Annotated in this window: 16 protein-coding genes and 1 pseudogene; 9 read left to right on the forward strand and 8 right to left on the reverse strand. The window is 68.2% G+C overall.

All coding sequences use genetic code 11. The features are described 5' to 3' along the window. Window positions 1-3 precede the first annotated feature (3 nt). From ACMYLB_RS14590 to gcvT, 4 genes are all read right to left on the reverse strand, one after another. Window positions 4-3150: an efflux RND transporter permease subunit gene (locus ACMYLB_RS14590; RefSeq protein ID WP_415907702.1), complete on the reverse strand. Its 3147-nt coding sequence runs from the start codon at window positions 3148-3150 to the stop codon at window positions 4-6. Between the two features lie 4 nt (window positions 3151-3154). Further along, on the reverse strand, window positions 3155-4258 hold the full coding sequence (locus ACMYLB_RS14595) for an efflux RND transporter periplasmic adaptor subunit (protein WP_415907703.1): 1104 nt from the start codon (window positions 4256-4258) through the stop codon (window positions 3155-3157). Between the two features lie 62 nt (window positions 4259-4320). Next, window positions 4321-4704, reverse strand: a complete 384-nt coding sequence (gcvH, locus tag ACMYLB_RS14600) for a glycine cleavage system protein GcvH (RefSeq protein WP_415907704.1) — start codon at window positions 4702-4704, stop codon at window positions 4321-4323. Between the two features lie 72 nt (window positions 4705-4776). Beyond that, window positions 4777-5817, reverse strand: coding sequence for a glycine cleavage system aminomethyltransferase GcvT (gcvT, locus tag ACMYLB_RS14605; RefSeq protein WP_415907705.1), 1041 nt, complete (start codon window positions 5815-5817; stop codon window positions 4777-4779). A gap of 182 nt (window positions 5818-5999) precedes the next feature. Here gcvT and ACMYLB_RS14610 point away from each other — a divergent pair, with 182 nt between their 5' ends. After that, window positions 6000-7058 (forward strand): hemolysin family protein, encoded by a 1059-nt coding sequence (locus ACMYLB_RS14610; protein WP_415907706.1) that lies wholly within the window; start codon window positions 6000-6002, stop codon window positions 7056-7058. Window positions 7059-7102: 44 nt separating this feature from the next. Then, window positions 7103-7918 (forward strand): prolipoprotein diacylglyceryl transferase, encoded by an 816-nt coding sequence (gene lgt, locus ACMYLB_RS14615; RefSeq protein WP_415907707.1) that lies wholly within the window; start codon window positions 7103-7105, stop codon window positions 7916-7918. Between the two features lie 16 nt (window positions 7919-7934). On the opposite strand, the gene ACMYLB_RS14620 is transcribed toward lgt, so the two are convergent. Further along, window positions 7935-9224, reverse strand: a complete 1290-nt coding sequence (locus ACMYLB_RS14620; protein ID WP_415907708.1) for a glucose-1-phosphate adenylyltransferase — start codon at window positions 9222-9224, stop codon at window positions 7935-7937. A gap of 65 nt (window positions 9225-9289) precedes the next feature. Here ACMYLB_RS14620 and glmS point away from each other — a divergent pair, with 65 nt between their 5' ends. The 7 genes from glmS to ACMYLB_RS14655 all read left to right on the forward strand — a co-directional run bounded on the left by glmS (window position 9290) and on the right by ACMYLB_RS14655 (window position 17394). After that, complete coding sequence (gene glmS, locus ACMYLB_RS14625) at window positions 9290-11146, forward strand: glutamine--fructose-6-phosphate transaminase (isomerizing) (protein ID WP_415907709.1); 1857 nt, start codon at window positions 9290-9292, stop codon at window positions 11144-11146. After that, on the forward strand, window positions 11146-12579 hold the full coding sequence (gene trpE / locus ACMYLB_RS14630) for an anthranilate synthase component I (protein ID WP_415907710.1): 1434 nt from the start codon (window positions 11146-11148) through the stop codon (window positions 12577-12579). Before glmS ends, trpE begins: the two co-directional genes overlap by 1 nt. A 135-nt stretch (window positions 12580-12714) precedes the next feature. Then, window positions 12715-13809, forward strand: a complete 1095-nt coding sequence (locus tag ACMYLB_RS14635) for an RNA polymerase sigma factor RpoD/SigA (protein WP_415907711.1) — start codon at window positions 12715-12717, stop codon at window positions 13807-13809. A gap of 182 nt (window positions 13810-13991) precedes the next feature. Then, a complete protein-coding gene (locus ACMYLB_RS14640; protein WP_415907712.1) occupies window positions 13992-14891 on the forward strand; it encodes a substrate-binding domain-containing protein in 900 nt (299 codons plus the stop codon). 55 nt (window positions 14892-14946) lie between these two features. Then, window positions 14947-15375: an ATP-binding cassette domain-containing protein gene (locus ACMYLB_RS14645; RefSeq protein ID WP_415907713.1), complete on the forward strand. Its 429-nt coding sequence runs from the start codon at window positions 14947-14949 to the stop codon at window positions 15373-15375. A 56-nt stretch (window positions 15376-15431) separates the two neighbouring features. Then, a complete protein-coding gene (locus ACMYLB_RS14650; protein WP_415907714.1) occupies window positions 15432-16433 on the forward strand; it encodes a sugar ABC transporter ATP-binding protein in 1002 nt (333 codons plus the stop codon). Then, a complete protein-coding gene (locus ACMYLB_RS14655) occupies window positions 16426-17394 on the forward strand; it encodes an ABC transporter permease (protein WP_415907715.1) in 969 nt (322 codons plus the stop codon). The genes ACMYLB_RS14650 and ACMYLB_RS14655 overlap by 8 nt, the downstream gene beginning before the upstream one ends. 73 nt (window positions 17395-17467) lie before the next feature. Here the strand turns inward: ACMYLB_RS14655 and ACMYLB_RS14660 are convergent, their stop codons facing one another. The 3 genes and pseudogenes from ACMYLB_RS14660 to tilS form a co-directional block, all read right to left on the reverse strand. Beyond that, window positions 17468-18835, reverse strand: a complete 1368-nt coding sequence (locus tag ACMYLB_RS14660) for a UDP-glucose 6-dehydrogenase (RefSeq protein WP_415907716.1) — start codon at window positions 18833-18835, stop codon at window positions 17468-17470. Between the two features lie 133 nt (window positions 18836-18968). Then, window positions 18969-20971: pseudogene (ftsH, locus tag ACMYLB_RS14665) on the reverse strand (ATP-dependent zinc metalloprotease FtsH). A 93-nt stretch (window positions 20972-21064) separates the two neighbouring features. Next, the gene (gene tilS / locus ACMYLB_RS14670) at window positions 21065-22135 is read right to left on the reverse strand and encodes a tRNA lysidine(34) synthetase TilS (RefSeq protein ID WP_415907717.1); all 1071 of its coding nucleotides are present in this window, start codon (window positions 22133-22135) and stop codon (window positions 21065-21067) included. Window positions 22136-22180: the final 45 nt, after the last annotated feature.

The raw sequence follows: 22180 nt of genomic DNA on the forward strand, positions 1-22180 counted from the left end.
GGCTCACCGTCCGGCGCTCGCGCCCACCGGCTCGTGCCGCGTCTCCTCCTCGATCTCGCGCGCCTTGACCAGGCCGTGGGCGCTGTGCCGGCCGGTGAACTTCACGCAGGCCTTGTCCATCAGCACGTAGACGATGGGCACGACGTAGAGCGTGATAACGGTCGAGAGCATCAGGCCGCCCACGACGACGATGCCCATCGGGTTGCGCGTCTCCGCGCCCGCGCCGTGGGCGAACGCGATCGGCACCGCGCCGAGCACGGTGGAAATCGAGGTCATGAGAATCGGGCGGAAGCGGATGGTCGCCGCCTCGAACGCCGCCTCGGCGGCGCCGAGCCCCTTCTCCACCTGGAGCTGGTTGGCGAATTCGACGATGAGGATGCCGTTCTTCGCCACCAATCCGATCAGCATGATGAGGCCGAAGCGCGAGAAGAGATTGTCCGTCATCGGGGCGCCCCAGAACCGCGTGCAGTAGAGCACGAGCAGGCCGCCGGCCACGGCGATGAACACGCCGGTGAAGATCGTCGCCGGGTGGATCCAGGACTCGAACTGAGCCGCGAGGATCAGGAAGGTGAACACCAGCGCGAGCGCGAAGAGCACGAGGGTGTCGTTGCCGCTCTCGACGAACTCGCGCGTCTCGCCGTCCCAGGCGTAGGTGTAGGCCGGCGGCATCAGCTGCTTCGCCGCCGCCTCCATGAACTTCACGCCATCGCCGATCGTCTTCCCCTCGGCCATCTGGCCGGAGATCGTGACCGAGCGCAGGCGGTTGAAGTGCGGGTAGCTCTCCGGCACCGTGTTTTCGGACCAGCTCACGAGGTTCGAGAGCTGCACGAGCACGCCGTCGGTCGAGCGCACGTAGAGCCGCGCGAGGTCGCTCGGCGTGGCGCGGTTCTCGTCCGTCACCTGCACCATGACGTAATACTGCTGGTTGCCGCGCTGGAACTCGGTCACGCGCCGGCCGCCGAGCAGCGACTCGAGCGTCGAGGCCACGGCGCTGATCGGCACCTTCAGGTCCGCCGCCTTGGCGCGGTCGATCCGCACGTCGAGCTGGGGTTTCGTCGGCGAGGGATCGACGCGCGGCTGGATGAACATCCCGCTGTCGCGCATGCGTCCGAGGAACTCGCCGCCGAGACGCTGCAGCTCGACGAAATCGCTGCCGAGCAGCACGAAGGCGACGCCACTGCTGTTGCGGCCGCGGCCGAACGGCCGCACGGGCGTCGCCACTGCCTGCCCACCGGTCACCTCTTGCTGGAACTGCCGGCGCAAGTCGGCCACCACCTCCTGCGTCTTGCGCGAGCGCTCCTCCCACGGTTTCAGCGTGGCGAACACGAACGCCCGCCCGCCGTCGCCCGTGCGGTGGAAGGTGCGGTCGATCTCGGGGATCCGCAGGATCATCTGCTCCATGTCGTAAGAGTAGGTCCGCAAGTATTCCGGCGTCGCCCCGATGGGCGCGATCAGGTTGGCGGTGAAGATGCCGCGGTCCTCCAGCGGCGTCAGCTCGCGCTGGAGCTGGAAATACAGGCCGATGCCCACGGCGGTGAACGCCAGCGCGCCGAGCAGCACGAGCGCCCGCCTGCGCAGAGCGAAGCGCAGCGTGCCCTCGAAGGCGCCGTTGAGCTTCACGAAGAGCGGCTCGGTCTTCTCATAGAACCAGCCGTGCCGGGCGTGGCCGTCGACGACCTTCGTCTTCAGCACGCGGGAGCAGAGCATCGGCGTGAGCGTCAGCGCCACGAACGCGGACACGAGCACGGACACCGCCAGGGTGATGCCGAACTCGAAGAACAACCGCCCGGTCTGCCCGGACTGGAACGCCACCGGCAGGAAGACGGCCGCGAGCGTCAGCGTCGTCGCGATGACCGCGAACGCCACCTGCCGCGCGCCGAAGACCGCGGCGTGGATCGGCCCCTCGCCTTCCTCCATGCGGCGATAGATGTTCTCCAGCATCACGATCGCGTCGTCGACCACGAGGCCGACCGCGAGCACGAGCGCGAGCAGCGTGAGCGTGTTGATGGTGAAATTCATCCAGCTCATCACCGCGAAGGCGCCGATGATCGACACCGGGATCGCCACCAGCGGCACCATCGTCGCCCGCCAGTCGCGCAGGAAGAGGAAGATCATCAGCACGACCAGAATCGAGGCCTCGTAGAGGGTCTTGTAGACCTCCTTGACCGAGCGGTCGACGAACACCGAGCTGTCGAAGCCGACCGCGACGGTCACGCCGTCCGGCAGGTCCTGCTGGAGCGAGGGGATGAGATCCTTCACGCCGTTGGCGACGTCGAGCACGTTGGCCTGCGCCTGGCGGAGCACCTGCACGGCGACGGTCGGCTGGCCCTTGAAATAGCTCTCCGAGCGATACTCCTCCGCGCCGAGTTCGACCCGGCCGACATCGGAGAACTTTACCTGGTGGCTGCCGCGCGTCGCGAGGACGAGGTTCTCGAACTCGGCCACCTGCGTCATGCGCCCCTCGATGCGCACGGGGAATTCGCGCGCGGACGACTCGATGCGTCCGCCGGGGATCTCGATGTTCTGCTGCCGGAGAGCGTTCTCGACGTCGGCGATGGTTAGGCTATGCGCGGCGAGGCGGTCGCTGTCGACCCACAGCCGCATGGCATAGCGCGGGCCGCGAACGTTGACCGAGCCGACGCCGGGAATGGTCTGCAGGCGCTGGAGCGCGATGCGTTCCACCATCTCGCGCACCTCGAGGCGGCTGTAGCGGTCGGAATTAAAGGCCAGGGTGATGACGGGCGAGGAGTCGGCGTCGGCCTTGGTCACCTGCGGTTCCTCGATCTCGTCCGGCAAGCGACCGCGCGCGCGGCTGACCCGGTCGCGCACGTCGTTGGCCGCGTCGTCGACGTTGCGGCCCAGGTTGAACTCGACCGTGATGCGCGACTCCTCCTCCTGGGAGTCGGAGCGGATCACCCGGATGCCGTCGATCGACGCGATCTCGCGCTCGAGCGGCTCGGTCACCTTGGCCTCGACCACTTCCGCCGAGGCGCCGCGATAAGACGTCTGCACGGTGACGATGGGGGAGTCGATCAGCGGATACTCGCGCACCGGCAGCCGCACGAAGCTGAGCAGGCCGACCAGCACGACGATGATCGAGGCCACCAGGGCGACGACCGGGCGGCGGATGGAGACGTCGGAGAGGATCATGGGCTTACTCTCCGACCCGGAATTCCTGGCGCAGCGGACGCGGCTCGAGCACGGTGCCGGGGAAGATCATCAGGCCGCCCACGCCCGAGGCGACGACGGGGACCTTCTCCGCCAAGCCCTCGGGCTTCAGCGGCGTCACCTCCACCAGGCCGCGTTCGCGCAGGCCGAGCGCGACCGGCACCATTTCCGCGACCTTGTCGCTACCCTTGTCGCGGACCGCGATGAGCTGCGTGCCCTTCGGGGTCGTGAGCACGGCCCCCTCGGGGACGGTGAGGACGCCGCGGCGGACCTGCAGCACGAGGTCGATGTTGGCGAACATGCCGGGCTTGAGGCCCGCGATGTTCCGGCCGAGGTAGCCCTTCACCTGCGTCGAGCGCGTCTGGCGGTCGATCACCGACGCCACGAAATAGACCTCGCCCTCGGTGCGCGCCTCGCCGGTGGGCGTCTGGGCGCGGAGCGAGAAGGTCGAGCCCTGCTTCACGCGCTCGGCAAAGCGCTCGGGAACCTGGAACTCCACCTTCAGCCGGCCGAGATCATCGAGGGTGGTGATGACGGTCGCCGCCGTGATGTAGTCGCCCGGCGAGATCGTGCGCGCGCCGACGATGCCGTCGAACGGCGCCTTGATCTCGGTCTTGGCGAGGCGCACGCGGAGGAGCTGGAGCTCGGCCTCGGCGGAGGCGTATTCCGAGCGGGTGCGGTCCGCCTCGGCCTGGGACATGGATTTCGCCTCGGTCAGGTTCTCGCTGCGCTTCAGGTTCAGCTCGGCGAGGCGGAAGCGCGCCTCCGCCTGCGCGGCCTGGGCGCGCAGCTCGGCGTCGTCGACGCGCACGAGCACCTTGCCCTTCGGCACCGCCTCGCCCTCGTCGAAAAGCACGGCGCGCACCTGGCCGGAGACCTCCGCGCGGATCTGGGCCGTCTCGTTCGGCGCCAGCGAACCGACCAGGGAGAGCGACTCGACGAGGTCGCGGCGGGCAATCTCGACCACCTCGACGGGCTGTTTCGCGCGCGCGACCGGCGCGGTCACGGCCGCGTCCTTCTTGGCGCAGCCGACGACAATCAGCGAGGAACCGGCCAAGCCGGCCACGAACAGGCGGGTAAGGGGCGACATGCGCCCGGGAAAATCAGCCAAATCCCCGCCCCGCGCAAGGGGGATTCTGTGAACCCCGCGGCTCAGCCGGTGACCTGGGCGTAATCGCCGGACGAAAGCAGAGAATTCGCGTCCGCCGGGTTGGCCAGCTTGAGCTTCAGCATCCAGCCGCCCGCGTAGGGCTCCTGGTTCACCTTCTCCGGGTTCGCGTCGAGCGCCTTGTTGACCTCGAGCACGGTGCCGGCGACCGGCGCGTAGACGTCGGAGGCGGCCTTGACCGACTCGACCACGCCGAACGACTCGCCGGCCTTGAGCGCCTTGCCCACCGCCGGCAGCTGCACGAACGTGATGTCACCGAGGCTGTTTTGGGCGTAGTCGGTGATGCCGACGAGCGCCGTGCCGTCGCCGGCCAGCTTCAGCCATTCGTGGGACTTCGCGTATTTGAGATCGGAGGGGATGTTGCTCATGAGGGGATCGAGTGAAGGGGGATCGGGAAACCGGTGACGGCAAACATGCCGCGCGCCACGGGCGGCGGACAATCAATTTTTCTTCAGCGCCACGAAGGGTGGCTTGACGAGTTGGAGCGGCAGCTTGGTGCCCCGGATGTCGACGGCGAGCGCCTCCTTGGCGGCGGCGGCCTCGACGAGGGCGGAGCCGATCGCCTCGTTGAGGATCGGCGACAGCGTGCCGGAGAGCACGCGGCCGACGGCGGCGCCGGCGGCGTTGAGCACCGGGGTGTCGGCGCGGACGATGCGGCGGTCGCCGGTCTTGAAGAAAACCACGCGCTGCTTCGGGCCGGCGGCCTTCTCCGCCGCGAGCACTTCGGAGCCGATGAACGGCCCCTTGTCGAACTTCACCACCCAGCCGAGACCGGCGCAGATCGGGTTGAGATCCTGCGTGATCTCGTGGCCGTAGAGCGGGAAACCCGCCTCGAGGCGCAGCGAGTCGCGCGCGCCGAGACCGGTGAGCTCGAGCCCGAGCGGCTGGCCGGCCGCGAGCACGGCTTCGGCCAGTTTCTCGGTCTCACCCGCGGCGCAGTAGAGTTCGACGCCGTCCTCGCCGGTGTAGCCGGTGCGGGAGATGAGGCACTTCACGCCGGCGACCTCGCCGTCGGTGAAGTGGTAGTATTTCACGTCCGCGAGGGCGGTCCGCGTGAGCGCCTGCACGATCTCGACGGCGCGGGGGCCCTGGATGGCGAGCTGGCCGTAGTCGGCGGAGCGGTCCGTCACGGTGCAGGCGAAGCCCTTGGCCTGCTCCTGCATCCAGGCGATGTCCTTGTCGATGTTGCCGGCGTTGATGCAGAGGAAATAGTCGTCCGCTCCGCGCATGTAGACGAGCAGGTCGTCGACCACGCCGCCGTGCGGGTAGCACATCGTGGTGTAGAGCACGCGACCGGGGAAGAGCTTGCTGCAGTCGTTCGTGACCAGGTGCTGGAGGAACTTGAGGGCCTCGGGGCCCTTGACGTCGGCCTCGCCCATGTGGCTCACGTCGAAGAGACCGGCGCGCTGGCGCACGGCCTTGTGCTCCTCGAGGATGCTCTTGTATTGCACGGGCATGTCCCAGCCCGCGAAATCCACCATGCGGCCGCCGTTTCGACGATGAAACGCGTTCAGGGGGGTCGTCTTCAGTGCGCTCATCGGGCCACTAAGCTCCGCGCCCCGGCGCCGTGCAAGGAAACTCTGGCCCGCGGCCTAGTCATTATGGACGACGGACCCGGTTAAAAGAATTTGTGTGCGCGGCGCCGTCTCCGCACCTTGGCCGCATGTTCGGCTTCCTCTTCGCTGTCGTCTTCACGCTCGCCACCTCGTTCTGGTGTTCGTTGCTGGAGGCGCTGGTGCTGAGCACGACCACGGCCGAGGTCGAGGCCCTGAAGCGCGCCAAGCCCGCGCGCGGGGCATTGCTGGAGCACTTCCGCAACGAGATGGACGAGACGATCTCCTCCATCCTCACGCTCAACACCATGGCGCACACCCTCGGCTCCGTGATCGTGGGCGCGCTGGGCGCCGACCTCTTCGGCCACGCCTCGCTCGGCTTCATCTCCGGCGGCATGACGCTCGGCATCCTCATCCTTTCCGAGGTCATTCCGAAGAACCTCGGCGTCGTCCACCGCCCCGCCCTCCAGCCGCACGTGGTCTACCCGCTGCTCTGGATGACGCGCGTGCTGCGCCCGATCACCTGGCTCTGCAAGCAGGTGGTGAAGATCGTCGTCGGCAAGAAGGCCCTCCAGCACCACGCCGACCGCGAGATCATCCTCCTCGCCGAGAAGGGCGCGCAGGAAGGCACCATCTCGCGCAGCGAGTCGAACATCATCGCCAACGCCCTCTCGCTCGACGACGTGCGCGTCGAGACCATCATGACGCCGCGCATCGTCGTGACGGCGCTCGCCCGCAACGCCACCGTCGGCGAGGTCTTCCGCGAGTATCCGAACATCCCCTTCGCCCGCATTCCGGTCTACGGCAAGAACCTCGACGACGTCGTCGGGCTGGTGCGCCGCCGCGACCTGCTCAAGGCCAAGGCGAACGACCAGGACTTCGACCTCGTCGAGAAACTGATGCAGGAGGTGCAGTTCGTGCCCGAGACCGTCACCGTCGGGCAGGCGCTCCAGCAGTTCCTCAAGACGCACCAGCAGATCGCGGTCGTGGTCGACGAGTTCGGCGCCACCACCGGCGTGCTCACGATGGAGGACATCATGGAACACATCCTCGGGAAGGAGATCTTTGAGAAGGACGACGTCGCCGTGGACATGCGCGAGTTCGCCCGCTCCAAAACCCAGAAGCTCAGCCGTCCGCGCCGCGGCGACGCCGCGCCGGGCAAGGCCTGACGCGCCGCCCCTCGTCCACCGCCCCCTTCACTTCACCGCCCTCCGTGTCTCCTCTCCTCGCCTACTGGGTCCACGACCTCAGCCCGTTCCTCATCCGCTTCGGCGAAAACTTCGGCATCCGCTACTACGGCCTCGCCTACCTGCTCGGCTTCGTCGCCGCGGGCGTGTTGCTCGCGCGCTATCACCGCGCCGGCCGGACCCCGCTCAATCTCGACGCCGCCACCGATCTGGTCGTTGCCATCATCGCCGGCGTCATCCTCGGCGGCCGCCTCGGCTACTTCATTTTCTACAAGCCTGACCTGCTGCTCCACGACCCGCTCGCGCTGCTGCGCCTGTGGGAGGGCGGCATGGCCAGCCACGGCGCCTTCATCGGCGTGGCGCTCGCGCTCTGGCTGTTCGCGCGCGGCCGCAAGGTTTCCTTCCTCCATCTCGGCGATCTCGTGGTCACCACCGCGCCCGTCGGCGTCTTCCTCGGGCGGGTCGCGAACTTCATCAACGGCGAACTCTGGGGCAAGCACGCCGAGGTGCCGTGGGCGGTGATCTTCATGCACACCGGCGGCGGCACCGCGCCGCGCCACCCCTCGCAGCTCTACGAGGCGGCGACCGAGGGCCTACTGCTCTTCGCCTTCGCGCAATGGCGCTTCTGGAAGACCGACGTCGTGCTGCGCCAGCCGGGGCGGCTCGCCGGCGAGTTCCTGATCGGCTACGCGTTCGTCCGGATGTTCTGCGAGGTTTTCCGCGAGCCCGACGCCGCGCTCATCCTCGGCCTCAGCCGCGGCACGTTCTACTCGTTCTTCCTGATCGCCGCCGGCCTCGCCCTGATCGGACTGGCGCGCCGGAGCGCCGGTCCGTCCAAGTAGGCCGCGCCGGGCGGGATCAGAGCGTGAAGCCCGACGGGATCACGCCGCCCTTGCAGACGCAGAGCACGCCGTCGCGGATCACGATGTCGTGCGGATACTCGCCGTCCGCCTTGCCTTCGGGCGAGAGCGTGACGTTGTCGCCGATGCGGGCGTTCTTGTCGATGATGGTGCGGCGGATCCGGCAGTTGCGCCCGACGCCGAAGGTCGGGCGTCCGGCCTTGCGATCCGCGGCGACCTCCTCCTCGGTCTGGTAATAGTCCGCGCCCATCATCACGACGTCCTGCAGGTCGGAGTTCTCGCCGAGGATGGAGCGGATGCCGATCAGGCAGTGGCGCAGCTTCGAATCGGTCACGATGCACCCGTCGCCGATGACGACGTGGTCGATGTCGCAATGATTGATCTTCGAGGCGGGCAGGTAGCGCGCGTGGGTGTAGATCGGGGCGTTGCGGTCGAAGAAATTGAACGGCGGCAGCGGTTGCGCGAGCGCGAGGTTGGCCTCGAAGAAGGCGCGGACGGTGCCGATGTCCTCCCAGTAGCCCTCGAAGACGTAGCTGCAAAGCTTGGCCTTGCCGAGCAGGCTCGGGATGACCTCCTTGCCGAAATCCTTCATCGTGTTGTCCAGCGCGCGGGCGAGGACGTCGCGGCTGAACACGTAGATGCCCATCGAGGCGAGGCAGCGCTTCTCGCCCGTCTTGTTCGTGCCGAGGCGCGCCTCGAGCGTGTCGCTCATCGCGAGGCCGTTGATGATCGCCGGATCCTTCGGCTTCTCGACGAATTCGGTGATCGTCAGGTCGTCGGCGACGCGCATCAGGCCCAGGCCCTCGACCTTCGAGGCGGCGAACGGGATCGCCGCGATCGTCACGTCGGCCTTAGTTTCCAGATGCTGCTGCACGATCTTGTCGAAATCCATCCGGTAGAGCTGGTCGCCGGAGAGGATGAGGATGATCTCGTGCCGGTGGCTGTTGAAGTGGACGATGTTTCGCCGCACGGCGTCCGCGGTGCCTTCATACCACGCGTTGCTCTTCTCCGTCTGCTCGGCGGAGAGGATGTCGACGAAGCCGCCGCTGAACGGATCGAAGTGAAAGCTCTTCTGAATGTGCCGGTGCAGCGAGGCCGTCAGGAACTGCGTGAGCAGGAAGATCCGGTTGTAGCCGGAGTTGATGCAATTGCTGATCGGGATGTCGACGAGGCGGTATTTGCCGGCGAGCGGCACCGCGGGCTTGCAGCGTTCCTTCGTGAGCGGGAACAGTCGCGTGCCGCGACCACCTCCCATGATGACGGACAAAACTCGTTTGGAGTTGGGCATGGTAAGCTAAAGGCCTTGCGTATCATCTGGGCGACTTCTCAAATCGCCAGACAAAACCAAAACGTATGTGTGGCATCGTCGGCTACGTGGGCAAAAACAAGGCGGCCCCCCTCATTCTCGAAGGCCTGAAGCGACTGGAATACCGCGGCTATGACTCCGCCGGCGTGGCAGTCTGGCAGGACGGCGGCTTCACCGTCGCGAAGAAGATCGGCCGCGTCGCCAACCTGGAGCCGGAGGTGGCGAAGCTCCGCCTCTCGAGCAGCTACGGCATGGGCCACACCCGCTGGGCGACGCACGGCGGCGTCACCGACGCCAACGCCCACCCGCACGTCAGCAGCGACGGCAAGATCGCCCTGATCCACAACGGCGTGATCGAGAACTACGCCTCGATCAAAAAATTCCTCGCCGCCAAGGGCTATACCTTCAAGTCGGAGACCGACACCGAAGTCCTCTGCAACGCCATCGCCTACCACTACGCGAAGGAACCGGCGCCGGGCGACCCGACCGAGAGCCGCTTCGTCACGGCGGTGCGCAAGACCCTGCGCCACGCCGAGGGCACCTACGGCATCGTCGTCATGGCGGTCGACGCGCCCGGCGAACTGGTCACGGCGCGCAAGGGCTCCCCGCTCATCCTCGGCATCGGCGACGGCGAGAGCCTCGTCGCCTCCGACGTCGCGGCGATTGTCAGCCGCACGCAGAACGTCGTCTACCTCAAGGACGGCGAGGTCGCCCACCTCACGCCGAAGAACTTCACGATCACGACGCTGGCCGCCGCGGACGTCTCGCCAGTCATCGACAAGGTCACCTGGTCCATCTCCGACGCGGAGTTGAACGGCTACGCGCACTTCATGGAGAAGGAGATTTTCGAGCAGCCGCAGGCGCTGGAAAACACCATGCGCGGCCGCTTCTCCGAGGACGGCAGCACGGCGCAGTTCGGCGGCCTGAACATCAGCGCGAACGAATTCCGCAGCTACGAGCGCTTCCAGTTCCTCGCCTGCGGCACCGCCCTGCACGCCTGCATGGTGACCGAGCACCTGATCGAGCGCTTCGCCCGCGTGCCGGTCGAGTGCGACTACGCCTCCGAGTTCCGCTACCGCAACACCCCGCTCGATCCCAACACGCTCTTCTTCACCATGAGCCAGTCGGGCGAGACGATCGACACGCTCGCCGCCATGCGCGAGGCGAAGCGCAAGGGCTACAAGGTCCTCGCGGTGAACAACGTCGTCGGCTCGACCATCGCGCGCGAGGCGGACGGCGGCATCTACCAGCACGTCGGCCCCGAGGTCGGCGTGGCCTCGACCAAGGCCTTCACCTCCCAGTTGCTCATCGGCGCCATGCTCGCGCTCTACATCGGCCGCATGCGCGACCTGAGCTTCAGCGACGGCACCGAGATCGTCCAGGCCCTCAAGGGCGCGCCCGACCTCGTGCGCACGGCGCTCAAGCAGGCCGACCACATCCGCGGGATCGCCCGGCGCTACGCCCACCACCGCGACATGCTGTTCCTCGGCCGCATGACGCTCTTCCCCGTCGCCCTCGAAGGCGCGCTGAAGCTGAAGGAGATTTCCTACATCCACGCCGAGGGCTACCCGGCGGCGGAGATGAAGCACGGCCCCATCGCCCTGATCAGCGAGCACTGCCCGTCGGTCTTCTTCGTCTCCTCCGGCGAGATGTTCAACAAGGTCGTCTCCTCCATGCAGGAGATCAAGGCGCGCAAGGGCCAGATCATCGCCGTTTGCACCGACGGCTGCAAACTGCCCGAGGGCCTCGCCGACGAGGTCATCCCCATTCCCGAATGCCACGAGGCCGTGCTGCCGATCGTGGCCACCATCCCGGTCCAGCTCCTGAGCTACTACATCGCCGTCGAACTCGGCCGCGATGTCGACAAACCCCGCAACCTGGCCAAGTCGGTCACGGTCGAGTAATGCGCGTCCACCCTTCCCGCTCCGAATTCCTCGCCCTCAGCGCGCGAGGCAACGTCATCCCGGTCGCCGCCGAACTGCTCGCCGACCTCGAGACGCCGGTCTCGGCGTTCGCCAAGCTCCGCGCCCGCGGCCCGGCCTTCCTGCTCGAGTCGGTCGAGGGCGGCGAACACCTCTCGCGCTACAGCTTCGTCGGCTGCAACCCGCGCAAGATCCTCTCCGCCCGCGCGGGCGAGGGCGACCCGCTGCAGGAGCTCGAGCGCGAGATGCGCCAATATCGGCCGGTCGAGCTGCCGGGCCTGCCGCCGTTCACCGGCGGCGCCGTCGGCTACCTCGGCTACGAATACATCCACGGCGTCGAGCGCACCGTGCCCCTGGCCGCGCGCGACGACCTCGGCGTGCCGATGATGTGGTTCATGCTCTGCGATTCGCTGGTCGTGTTCGACCGCGCGAAGCAGGCGCTCCGCCTCATCGTCAACGCCCATGTCGGCTCCGATGCCGGCGCCGCCTACGACGCTGCCGTCACCGAAATCGAGCGCCTACGGGGCGTGCTGCGCCAGCCCTGCCCGCTCGCCCCCGCCGAGCTGGGCGAACTCGACGGCATCACCGTGCCGCCGGGCAACCACTCGCAGGCCAGCTTCGAGCAGATGGTCGAGGACTCCAAGGAGTTCATCCGCGCCGGCGACATTTTCCAGATCGTGCTCTCGCAGCGTTTCAGCCGCGACTTCAGGAAGTCGCCGCTCGACCTCTACCGCGCCCTGCGCACGGTGAATCCGTCGCCCTACATGTTCATCCTCGAGACCGGCGACTTCGCCCTGGTCGGCGCGTCCCCCGAGGTGCACGTGCGCCTGACGGGGCGCCTGGCGGAAATCCGCCCCATCGCCGGCACGCGCCCGCGCGGCAAGACCCCGGAGGAAGACCTCGCGCTGGAAAAGGACCTCCTCGCGGACGAAAAGGAGAAGGCCGAGCACCTCATGCTCGTCGACCTCGCCCGCAACGACTTCGGCCGCGTCTGCAGCTACGGCAGCGTGAAGGTGCCGGAGTTCATGACCATCGAGCGCTACTCCCACGTGATGCACATCGTGTCACAGGTGGAGGGACAACTTGCGCCAGAACGTTCCGCTTTCGACCTGATCCGTGCCACTTTCCCCGCCGGCACTGTCAGCGGCGCCCCCAAGGTCCGCGCCATGCAGCTGATCGCCCAATTCGAGGGCACCCAGCGCGGCACCTACGCCGGCGCGCTCGGTTATTTCAGCTACAACGGCAACCTTGATTCCTGCATAACTCTCCGCACGGCATTGCTTAAGGACGGCAAGGTCCACGTGCAGGCGGGGGCCGGACTCGTCGCCGACTCGGTGCCGGCCACCGAGTATCAGGAGACGATCAACAAGGCTTCCGCCCTCTTCAAAGCCATCGCCTTGGCCGAGAAAATGTAGGGTTTTGGCGTCCGGACGGCACAGCCGGACGTAATTCGGGTCAAACAGAACGACTGGGAATTTCCACGCGTCGTCCGGCATCTAATGTGCAGGACACCGGTTGAAATGACCACCGTGTCTCACTCCCTCCACGCCATGCCTCATCGCAAAAAGCTCCTCCGCGCTGCGCCGGCTGTCGAAGAAACCGCTCCCGCGCGCGTCCAACCTGTTTCCATCCCCTCCGTCGACGAAAGCCTCACTGTCCGCCCCGAGATCAAGCCCGCGCCCACCGCGGCCCAGTCCGAGTTCGACAAGGCTTCCCCCGTCGACCGTCGCGACGAACGCTCGAATCTCCAGCTCTACCTGAACGAGATTCGCCAGACGCCCCTCCTCACCATCGAGGAGGAGATCAAGCTCGCCGCCCGCATCAAGCGCGGCGACAAGTCCGCCCGCGACCACATGATCAAGGCGAACCTCCGCCTCGTCGTGAAGATCGCCTACGACTACAAGGACATGGGCCTGCCGCTCATGGATCTCATTTCGGAAGGCAACCTCGGCCTCATCAAGGCCGTCGAGCGCTTCGACCCCGCCAAGGGCGGCAAGCTCTCCACCTACGCCGCCTGGTGGATCAAGCAGTCGATGAAGCGCGCCCTGGCCAACCAGTCCAAGACCATCCGCCTCCCCGTCCACCTGGTCGACAAGATCGCCCGCATGCGCCGGACGATCAACGCGCTCACCGACGAGTTCGGCCGCGAGCCGACCAACGAGGAGATCGCCTACGAGATGCAGATGCCGGTCAACAAGATCGCCCTGCTCAAGACCGTCAGCGTCCGCCCGGCTTCCCTCGACGCGCCCGTGGGCGAGGACAGCGACTCCGCCACGCTCGGCGACCTCGTCGGCGACGAGAGCACCGTCGCGCCCGACGCCGACCTCGGCGAGCGCAACCTCCGCGAGAACCTCCGCGCCATGGTCGACTCCCTCGACCCGCGCGAGGCCGCCATCATCAAGATGCGCTTCGGCCTCGACGGCGAGAAGGAGCTCACCCTCGAGGAGGTCGGCAAGAAATTCAAGGTCACCCGCGAGCGCATCCGCCAGCTCGAGTATCTCGCGCTCTCGAAGATCCGCCGCCAGATGGCCAAGCACGACAAGCAGCGCACGGCCGACGAGATCGACCAAGAAACCCGCGCCGAGGAGCGGGCCCAGACCATCCGCGACTACCTCGCGCGCAACGGCAGCCAGGCGAACGACTGAGCCGCCAGTCTACCTCAGACCGATCTTCCAGGCGTCCCGCACCACGGGGCGCCTTTTGTTTTTGGCCCGCGTCATCGGTCAAACCGCCCTTGCGATCCGGCAATCCCGCGCGCAATTTCCTCCCGCTTTCCGGAGCTGTGAGTCCCCCCGCGCGGCTCTCCAACGTTCACCCCTGCCCCTCCATGACGCTGCCGCGTTTGCTCGCTCCTGTCGCACTCTCCCTGACCCTGCTCGCCGTTTCGGCGTCCGCCGCCGGCGAAAAGATCGCCGTCATCCCCAAGGGCACGACGCACAGCTTCTGGAAATCCGTCGAGGCCGGCGCCCGCCAGGCCGGCGCCGAGTTCGGCGTCGAGATCCTCTGGAAAGGCCCGCTCAAGGAGGACGACCGCGCCCAGCAGATCGGCGTCGTGCAGCAATTCGTCGCCTCGAACGTCGATGCCATCGTCCTCGCCCCGCTCGACGACACCGCGCTGCGCACGCCGGTGAAGAGCGCCATGGACCGCCACATCCCGGTCGTGATCTTCGACTCCGGCCTGAAGGCCGAGGCCGGCAAGGACTTCGTCAGCTTCGTCGCGACCGACAACCACCTCGGCGGCAAGCTCGCGGGCGAGGAACTCGTCCGCCTGCTCGGCGGCAAGGGCAAGGTCGTGCTCCTCCGCTACTCCGAGGGCTCGGCCAGCACCGCCGCCCGCGAGGCGGGTTTCCTCGAGGTGCTGAAGGCGCATCCGGACATCGAGCTCCTCGTCGAAAACCGCTACGCCGGCGCGACCATCGCCTCCGCGCAGGACGCCGCGATGAACCTGATCGACAAGATCCGCGCGGCCGACGGCGTCTTCGCCCCGAACGAGTCGAGCACGCAGGGCCTCCTGCTCGCTCTCCGCCAGACCGGCCTCGCCGGCCAGAAGAAATTCGTCGGCTTCGACGCCACCCCTTCCTCCTCGCCGCGCTCAAGAAGGGCGACATCCAGGCGCTCGTCGCGCAAAACCCCCAGAAGATGGGCTACCTCGGCGTCGCGACCGCGGTCCGCCACCTGCGCGGCGAGAAAGTCGCCGCCGTCGTCGACACCGGCTGCGTGCTCGTGACGCCGCAATCGCTCGACACGCCCGCGGTCCGCGCCGTCCTCGGCCATTGATCGACGTGTCCGGCCCACGCCTCCGTCTCTCCGGCATCCGCAAGCGCTTCGGGGCGACCACTGCGCTCGACGGCGTCGATCTCGAGATCCGCGCCGGCGAGATTCACGCGCTGGTCGGCGAGAACGGCGCCGGCAAGAGCACGCTGATGAAGGTCCTGTCCGGCGTCCACGCGCCCGACGCCGGCACGATCGAGCTCGACGGCCGGCCCTACGCGCCGCGCCACCCGCTCGACGCGCGCCGCGCCGGCATCGCGATGGTGAACCAGGAACTCGCCCTCGCCCCGCACCTGAGCGTGGTGGAGAACCTCGTGCTCGGGGCCGAGCCGCACCGCGGCCCCTTCCTGCGCCACCGCGAATCGCGCCGCATCGCCGCCGAGGCGCTGGCGCAGCTCGGCCGGCCCGACATCCCCTCGACGCGCCCGCCGGCCGCCTGAGCGTCGCCGAACAGCAGCTCATCGAAATCGGCCGCGCGCTCGCGCTCGGCTGCCGCGTGCTCGTGCTGGACGAGCCGACCTCGAGCCTCACCCAGGCCGACGCGCAGAAACTCTTCACCCTGGTGCGCCGCCTGCGCGACCAGGGCCAGTCGGTGATCTACATTTCCCACTTCCTCGAGGAGGTGCAGGCGCTGTCCGAGCGCTACACCGTCCTGCGCGACGGCCGCTCCGTCGCCACCGGCGAGACCGCCGGGATCACGATGGATCGCATCGCCGAGCTCATGGTCGGCCGCCACGTCGACGAGCTCTACCGGCGCTCCCCGCGCCGCCCCGGCGCCCCCGTGCTCGAATGCGTGGCCGTCGCCGGTCCGCGTCGGCCCGGGCGGGCCTCGCTCGTGCTGCGCCGCAGCGAGGTGCTCGGCCTGGCGGGCGTCGTCGGCGCCGGGCGCAGCGAGCTGCTGCGCGCGATCTTCGCCCTCGAGCGGGTGCGGAGCGGCGAGGTCCGCGTCGGCGCCTTCGCCGGCCCGAGCTCGCCGCTGCACCGCTGGCGGCAGGGCCTGGGCTTCCTGTGCGAGGACCGCAAGAACGAGGGCCTCGCCCTCGACCGCAGCCTGGAGGAGAACCTGACGCTGCCGCGCCTCGGGCGCTTCCTCCGGCCGGCCGCCCTCGCCGCCGAGACGCGCGACTGGATTGCCCGCCTCGGCGTGCGCTGCGCCGGGCCGCACCAGCCGGCGCGCCAGCTCTCCGGCGGCAACCAGCAGAAGATCGCGCTCGGCCGCCTCCTGCGCAACGGCGCCGACGTGCTCCTGCTCGACGAGCCGACCCGCGGCGTCGACATCGGCGCGAAGCAGCAGATCTACCGGCTGATCGACGAGCTCGCCGGCCAGGGCCGCGCGGTGCTCATGGTCAGCAGCTACCTGCCCGAGCTGCTCGGCACCTGCGATCGCATCGCCGTCATGTGCCGCGGCGAACTCAGCCCGGCGCGACCGGCCGGCGAGTGGACCGAGCACCGCATCATGCTCGCCGCCACCGGCACCGCCCTTCCCGAACATGCCTGACGCCTCCGCCGCCCCCAGCCTCGCCCGCCGCAGCCTCCTGAGCTTCGGCCCGTTCCTCGGCCTGCTCGCCGTCGGCGCGCTGTTCACCGCCCTGCGCGGGTCGACGTTCGCGACGTGGGACAACTTCGCCATCATCTTCCAGCAGACCGCCGTCATCGGCATCGCCGCCCTGGGCATGACGCTCGTGATCGTTTCCGGCGGCATCGACCTGTCGGTCGGCTCGATCATCGCGCTCGGCACGGTGGTGATCGCGCGGCTGCTCAACGCCGGCTGGGGCCCGCTCGCCGCCGCGCTCGGCGGCGTGGCCGCGGCGACGGCGTGCGGCGCGCTTTCCGGCGTGTTGATCACCCGGCTGCGCCTGCTGCCGTTCGTCGTGACCCTCGGCCTGATGGGCGCGCTCCGCGGCGCGGCCAAGGGCCTCGCCAACGAGCAGCCGATTTACCCGGACGAGACGTGGCTGAACAAGCTCATGCTGCTCGGCGGCCGCGGCACGCTGCCCGGCGGCGTGTGGCTGATGCTCGGCTTCGCCGCGCTTGTGGCCCTGGCGCTGCGCTACACACGCTTCGGGCGCCACGTGTTCGCCGTCGGCTCGAACGAACTCACCGCGCGCCTGTGTGGCGTGCCCGTCGAGCGCGTGAAGGTGCTGGTCTACGCCCTCGGCGGCCTCTTCGCGGGCCTCGGCGCCGTGCTTCAGTTCGCCTACCTCACCGGCGGCGATCCCACGACGGCGGTCGGGCTCGAATTGAACATCATCGCGGCGGTCGTCATCGGCGGCGCGAGCCTGTCCGGCGGCCAGGGCACGATCGTCGGCACCTTGATCGGCGCGCTGATCATGAGCGTCGTGGCCAACGGCTGCACCAAGCTCGGCCTGTCCAACTGGGTGCAGGAGATCGTGACCGGCGGCATCATCATCGTCGCCGTGCTGCTGGACTACTGGCGGCGCCGGACGAGCGAGGAATGAGCCACGGCGCGGGGCGTTCCGGCCCCGGCCTTTCGCTTTCGGCGCGTGCTCTGCCCGTCGGCCGCGCGACGGCTTACTCGGCGGGCTTGCCGATGCCGGACGCCTTGAAGCCGATCTTCCGGAGGGCGGCGAGATCGAGGATGTTGCGGCCGTCGAAGAGGAAAGCGGGCTTGGGCATGCCGGCGTAGATCCGGGCGTAGTCGAGCTTCTTGAACTCGTCCCACTCCGTGACGATGGCGATGGCGTGCGCGCCGGCGCAGGCCGCGTAGGCGTCCTGGGCGACGGTGAGCCGGGAGTTGGTATGGCCCTTGCCCAGGGTGTCGGCGAGGATCTCGTCGGCGGGGACCTTGGGGTCGTAGACGCAAACGCTGGCGTGCTCGGCGAGCAGGTCGCGGCAGACGTTGATGGCGGCGGTCTCGCGGGTGTCGTTGGTGTCCTTCTTGAAGGCGAAACCGAGGATGGCGATTTTCTTGTCCGCGACGGTGTTGAAGAGCTCCTTCACGATGCGGGCGGCAAAACGCTTCTTCTGCCAGTCGTTGATGCCCACCACGCTGCCCCAGTAGGCCGCGACCTCGGGGAGGCCGAAGGACTCGCAGAGGTAGGTCAGGTTGAGGATGTCCTTCTGGAAGCACGAGCCGCCGAAGCCGACGGAGGCCTTGAGGAATTTCGGGCCGATGCGGCTGTCCTTGCCGATGGCGTTGGCGACCTCGTCGACGTCGGCGCCGGTGGCCTCGCAGAGGGCGGAGATCGAGTTGATCGAGGAGATGCGCTGCGCGAGGAAGGCGTTGGCCACGAGCTTCGAGAGTTCGGAGGACCAGAGGTTGGTCGTGATGATGCGCTCGCGCGGCACCCAGCGCGCGTAGACGCCGGCGAGCGCCGCGACGGCCTGGTCGCCCTCGGGCGTGCGCTCGCCGCCGATCAGCACGCGGTCCGGCGCCAGGAGGTCCTGCACCGCCGTGCCCTCGGCGAGAAATTCGGGGTTGGAGAGCACCTGCGCCTTCAGCCCGGTGCCGTTCGAGGCGAGGATGGAGCGGATCGTGTCCGCGGTTTTCACCGGGATCGTGGACTTCTCGACGATGATCTTCGTGCCGGTGGCGTGCTGCGCGATGGTGCGAGCGACGGACTCGATGTAGCGGAGGTCGGCGGCGCGGCCGGCGCCGACGCCGTAGGTCTTGGTCGGCGTGTTGACGGCCACGAAGATGATGTCCGCCGACTTGATGTTGCCAGCGACGTCGGTCGTGAAATGGAGATTCCGCCCGCGCGCCTGCCGCACGACGTCATCGAGGCCCGGCTCATAGATCGGAAGCTGGTCGCTGTTCCAGGCCGCAATGCGAGCCGCGTTCATGTCGACGACGGCGACTTGGATATCAGGGCACTTGAGCGCGATCATGGCCATGGTAGGCCCACCTACGTAACCGGCACCGATGCAGCAGATTTTCATAAAGAGGAAACGGCAGGTTGGCGGCGGCGCGAAACGAATCCAAGGACGATTTTCCGCCGTGCGCCTGTCGTCCGGCCAATAAAAAGCCGGGCCCTGCGGCCCGGCGGAAGATCGACGGAGAGTTGCGCCCGGCTCAGGCGGGCGTCGGCGCGGGGGCCGCCGCCGCAGCCGCGTCCGGCGAGGAAGGACGATCGGACGGCTTGGCCGCCGGCTCGCGCGGGGGCGGCTTCGTCGTGACGATCGGCGACTTGATCTCGCCGTGCTGCAGGATCTCGAGCACGTGCTTGCCCTCGATCGTTTCGTGCTCGATCAGCGCGTGGGCGATCTTGTCGAGCGCCGTGCGGTGGTCGGTGATGATCTGCTCGGCGCGCTTATATTGCGTGTTGAGGATGTCGGTTACCGCGGTGTCGATCTTGCGCGCGGTGTCCTCGCTCACGTGCTGCGAGCGGGTGATGTCGCGTCCGAGGAACACGGTGTCCTGGTTCTCGCCCAAGGCAACGGGGCCGAGCTCGCTCATGCCGTAGTCGCAGACCATCGCCCGCGCGATGCGCGTGGCGTATTTGATGTCGCCGTAGGCGCCGCTGCTGAGGTCGCCGGTGACGAGGAGCTCGGCGATGCGCCCGCCCATCGAGCAGGCGATGTCGTCGAGCATCTTCTGCTTGGCGGTGGTGAGAATGTCCTTGGTGGGAAGCATCGTCGTGCTGCCGAGCGAGCGGCCGCGCGGGATGATCGTGACCTTGTGCACCGGCGTCGTGCCGTCGTCGAGGACGGCCTGGACCACGGCGTGACCCGCCTCGTGCCAGGCGATCAGGCGCTTTTCCTTGTCGTCCATCACGCGGCGGCGGGAGAGGCCCCAGAGGACCTTGTCACGCGCCTCGTCGACGTCGGTCATGTCGACTTTCTTCTTGTTGCGGCGGGCGGCGAGGAGGGCGGCCTCGTTGAGAAGGTTCGCCAGCTCGGCGCCGGACAGGCCGGGCGTGCCGCGCGCGATCACGGCGAGGTCGACGTTGTCGGCCAGGGCGATCTTGCGGGCATGGACGCGGAGAATCTGCTCGCGACCGATGATGTCGGGGAGATCGATCGTCACCTGGCGGTCGAAGCGGCCCGGGCGAAGCAGCGCGCTGTCGAGGACGTCGGGGCGGTTGGTCGCGGCGATGATGATGATGCCTTCCTGGGTGTCGAAGCCGTCCATCTCGACGAGGAGGAGTTGAGCGTCTGCTCGCGCTCGTCGTTGCCGCCGCCGAGGCCCGCGCCGCGCTGCCGGCCGACGGCGTCGATTTCGTCGATGAAGATGAGGCAGGGCGCGTTCTTGCGGCCCTGTTCGAACATGTCGCGCACGCGGCTGGCGCCGACGCCGACGAACATCTCCACGAAGTCGGAGCCGCTGATGGAGAAGAACGGCACGTCGGCCTCGCCGGCGATCGCCTTCGCGAGCAGCGTCTTGCCGGTGCCCGGAGGACCGACCATGAGGATGCCCTTCGGGATGCGGCCGCCGATCTTCTGGAATTTCTTCGGATCCTTCAGGAACTCGACGACCTCGCTGACCTCCTCCTTGGCCTCGTCGCAGCCGGCGACGTCGGCGAAGGTGATGCGGTCCTTCTCGCGGGTGAGGAGCTTGGCGCGGCTCTTGCCGAAGCTGAGCGCGCCCTTGCCGGCGTTGCGGAGCTGACGCACGAACAGGAAGTAGAGCAGGCCGATCACGATGACGAACGGCAGGATATTGTAGACCAGCTGGGTCATGGCGGTCGTCGCGGGCTTCTCCACGAAGACCTGCGCGCGCTGCAGGCGCTCGAAATTGCCGTCGGTGAGCCGGCCGGTGGAAACGAACGTGTCCGTCGCGCCCGTCTCGGTGTGCAGGCTCGCCTCCTTGAGCTTGCCCGCGACCCCATACCAATCGCGGCCGCCCGACGGATCGGGTTGGATGCTGCCGGAGAGCACCTTGCCCTGCTCAGCCAGCTCCACCACCTGCTGGATCTTGATGCTCGCCGGCTGGGCGGACTTGGCGGGATTAAAATAGAACAGAGCGACGATGGCCGCGATGATGGCCAGCCAGATCAGCATGACTTTCGGCTGAAAACTCTCGGGCGGCAGGTTCTTCAGCGGGCGGCGTTTCTTGTTGTCGTCGTGGTCGGGCATTCGGGTTTTGGGACTGGGGCGTCAACGTGAAGGTTCCCCTCGGATAAGTCAAACGAAGGCCCGGAGGAAAATCGTCCCGAAATCGGAACAAATTCACGTCCGCTTGAGAGAGAGTTTTCCCGCGCGCACGACGGCGAACGCCTTCGCCCCGAGGCTGAAACGCGTGTCGCGTCCGCGCTCGATCGCGGCGAGCAGCTGCTCGAAGCCCTGCCGGGAGAGATCGGTCGTCGGCCGCGCCGCCAGCAGCCAGCGATGCAAGGCCCGGCGCCAGACCGCCCGCGGCTTGCCGGTGAGGCGCGCCAGGTCGAGCGTGCGCCCGCGCAGCGGCGCCAGCTGATCGAGCCAGGCCTCGAGCGCGGCATCGTCCTCCTCGAGGCGTTCGCGGGCAAGCGCCGCACCGGCGAGGACGTCGCGGCCGGCGGCCCGCGCCCACGCCGGCACGACAGCGCGACGGACGCGGTTGCGCAAGTAAGCGTCGCCGGCGTTCGTCGCGTCCTCGCACCAGTGGGCGCCGCTGGCCCGCAGGGCGGCCACGAGGTCGGCCTTCTTGAGCGTGAGGAGCGGCCGGAGGTGCACGCGTCCATCGGCCTGCGGCTGCACGGGGCGCGGGGCGGCGAGACCGCCGGTGCCGCTGCCGCGGGCAAGGCGCATGAGCAGCGTTTCCGCAATGTCGTCCTGCTGGTGGCCGAGCCAGAGCAGCCGGAGGCGCCGGCGCTTCATCTCGCGCGCGAAAAACTCATGCCGCGCAGCGCGGGCCTCGGCCTCGCTGGCGTCGGCGCGCGCGGCGGTCCAGCGCGCGCTGACGAACTTCACGCCGAGCGCAGCGCAAACCTTGCGGCAGAACCGTTCGTCGGCGTCGGCGGCGCGGCCGCGCAGGCAGTGGTTGAAGTGCAACGCAACGAAGTCCCGGCCCCAGCGTCCCTCGGCTTCCGCCCAGAAGATCAGCAGCAGCGCCAGCGAGTCGGCGCCGCCGGAGAAGGCCAGCGCCCAGCGCGGTGCCTCGGCGCGCGGGCGGCGGCGTTTTTCGCGCTCCCAGTCGGCCAGCGCGTGCTGCATCGCGGCCGGATGCAGCGCGCCGTGCGAGATGCGGCGGACGAAGGCCGTGGCGACGGCGGGCCAGCCGGGAGGCCGACGATGGCGCGGACGGCGTTGTCGCTTCGTCATGCAGGAGTCGGCTTGCAGGCGATTCGGAGCACGTTGAGTCGCATG

The organism is Oleiharenicola sp. Vm1 (assembly GCF_047777955.1).
Classification (GTDB): Bacteria; Verrucomicrobiota; Verrucomicrobiia; order Opitutales; family Opitutaceae; genus Didemnitutus.

What these genes read in the sequence shown, in the direction of transcription:
- ACMYLB_RS14590 (WP_415907702.1), bottom strand. Translation starts at nt 3,150, where the DNA reads ATGATCCTCTCCGACGTCTCCATCCGCCGCCCGGTCGTCGCCCTGGTG.
- ACMYLB_RS14595 (WP_415907703.1), bottom strand. Translation starts at nt 4,258, where the DNA reads ATGTCGCCCCTTACCCGCCTGTTCGTGGCCGGCTTGGCCGGTTCCTCG.
- gcvH (WP_415907704.1), bottom strand. Translation starts at nt 4,704, where the DNA reads ATGAGCAACATCCCCTCCGATCTCAAATACGCGAAGTCCCACGAATGG.
- gcvT (WP_415907705.1), bottom strand. Translation starts at nt 5,817, where the DNA reads ATGGTGGATTTCGCGGGCTGGGACATGCCCGTGCAATACAAGAGCATC.
- ACMYLB_RS14610 (WP_415907706.1), top strand. Translation starts at nt 6,000, where the DNA reads ATGTTCGGCTTCCTCTTCGCTGTCGTCTTCACGCTCGCCACCTCGTTC.
- ACMYLB_RS14620 (WP_415907708.1), bottom strand. Translation starts at nt 9,224, where the DNA reads ATGCCCAACTCCAAACGAGTTTTGTCCGTCATCATGGGAGGTGGTCGC.
- glmS (WP_415907709.1), top strand. Translation starts at nt 9,290, where the DNA reads ATGTGTGGCATCGTCGGCTACGTGGGCAAAAACAAGGCGGCCCCCCTC.
- trpE (WP_415907710.1), top strand. Translation starts at nt 11,146, where the DNA reads ATGCGCGTCCACCCTTCCCGCTCCGAATTCCTCGCCCTCAGCGCGCGA.
- ACMYLB_RS14635 (WP_415907711.1), top strand. Translation starts at nt 12,715, where the DNA reads ATGCCTCATCGCAAAAAGCTCCTCCGCGCTGCGCCGGCTGTCGAAGAA.
- ACMYLB_RS14640 (WP_415907712.1), top strand. Translation starts at nt 13,992, where the DNA reads ATGACGCTGCCGCGTTTGCTCGCTCCTGTCGCACTCTCCCTGACCCTG.
- ACMYLB_RS14655 (WP_415907715.1), top strand. Translation starts at nt 16,426, where the DNA reads ATGCCTGACGCCTCCGCCGCCCCCAGCCTCGCCCGCCGCAGCCTCCTG.
- ACMYLB_RS14660 (WP_415907716.1), bottom strand. Translation starts at nt 18,835, where the DNA reads ATGAAAATCTGCTGCATCGGTGCCGGTTACGTAGGTGGGCCTACCATG.
- tilS (WP_415907717.1), bottom strand. Translation starts at nt 22,135, where the DNA reads ATGACGAAGCGACAACGCCGTCCGCGCCATCGTCGGCCTCCCGGCTGG.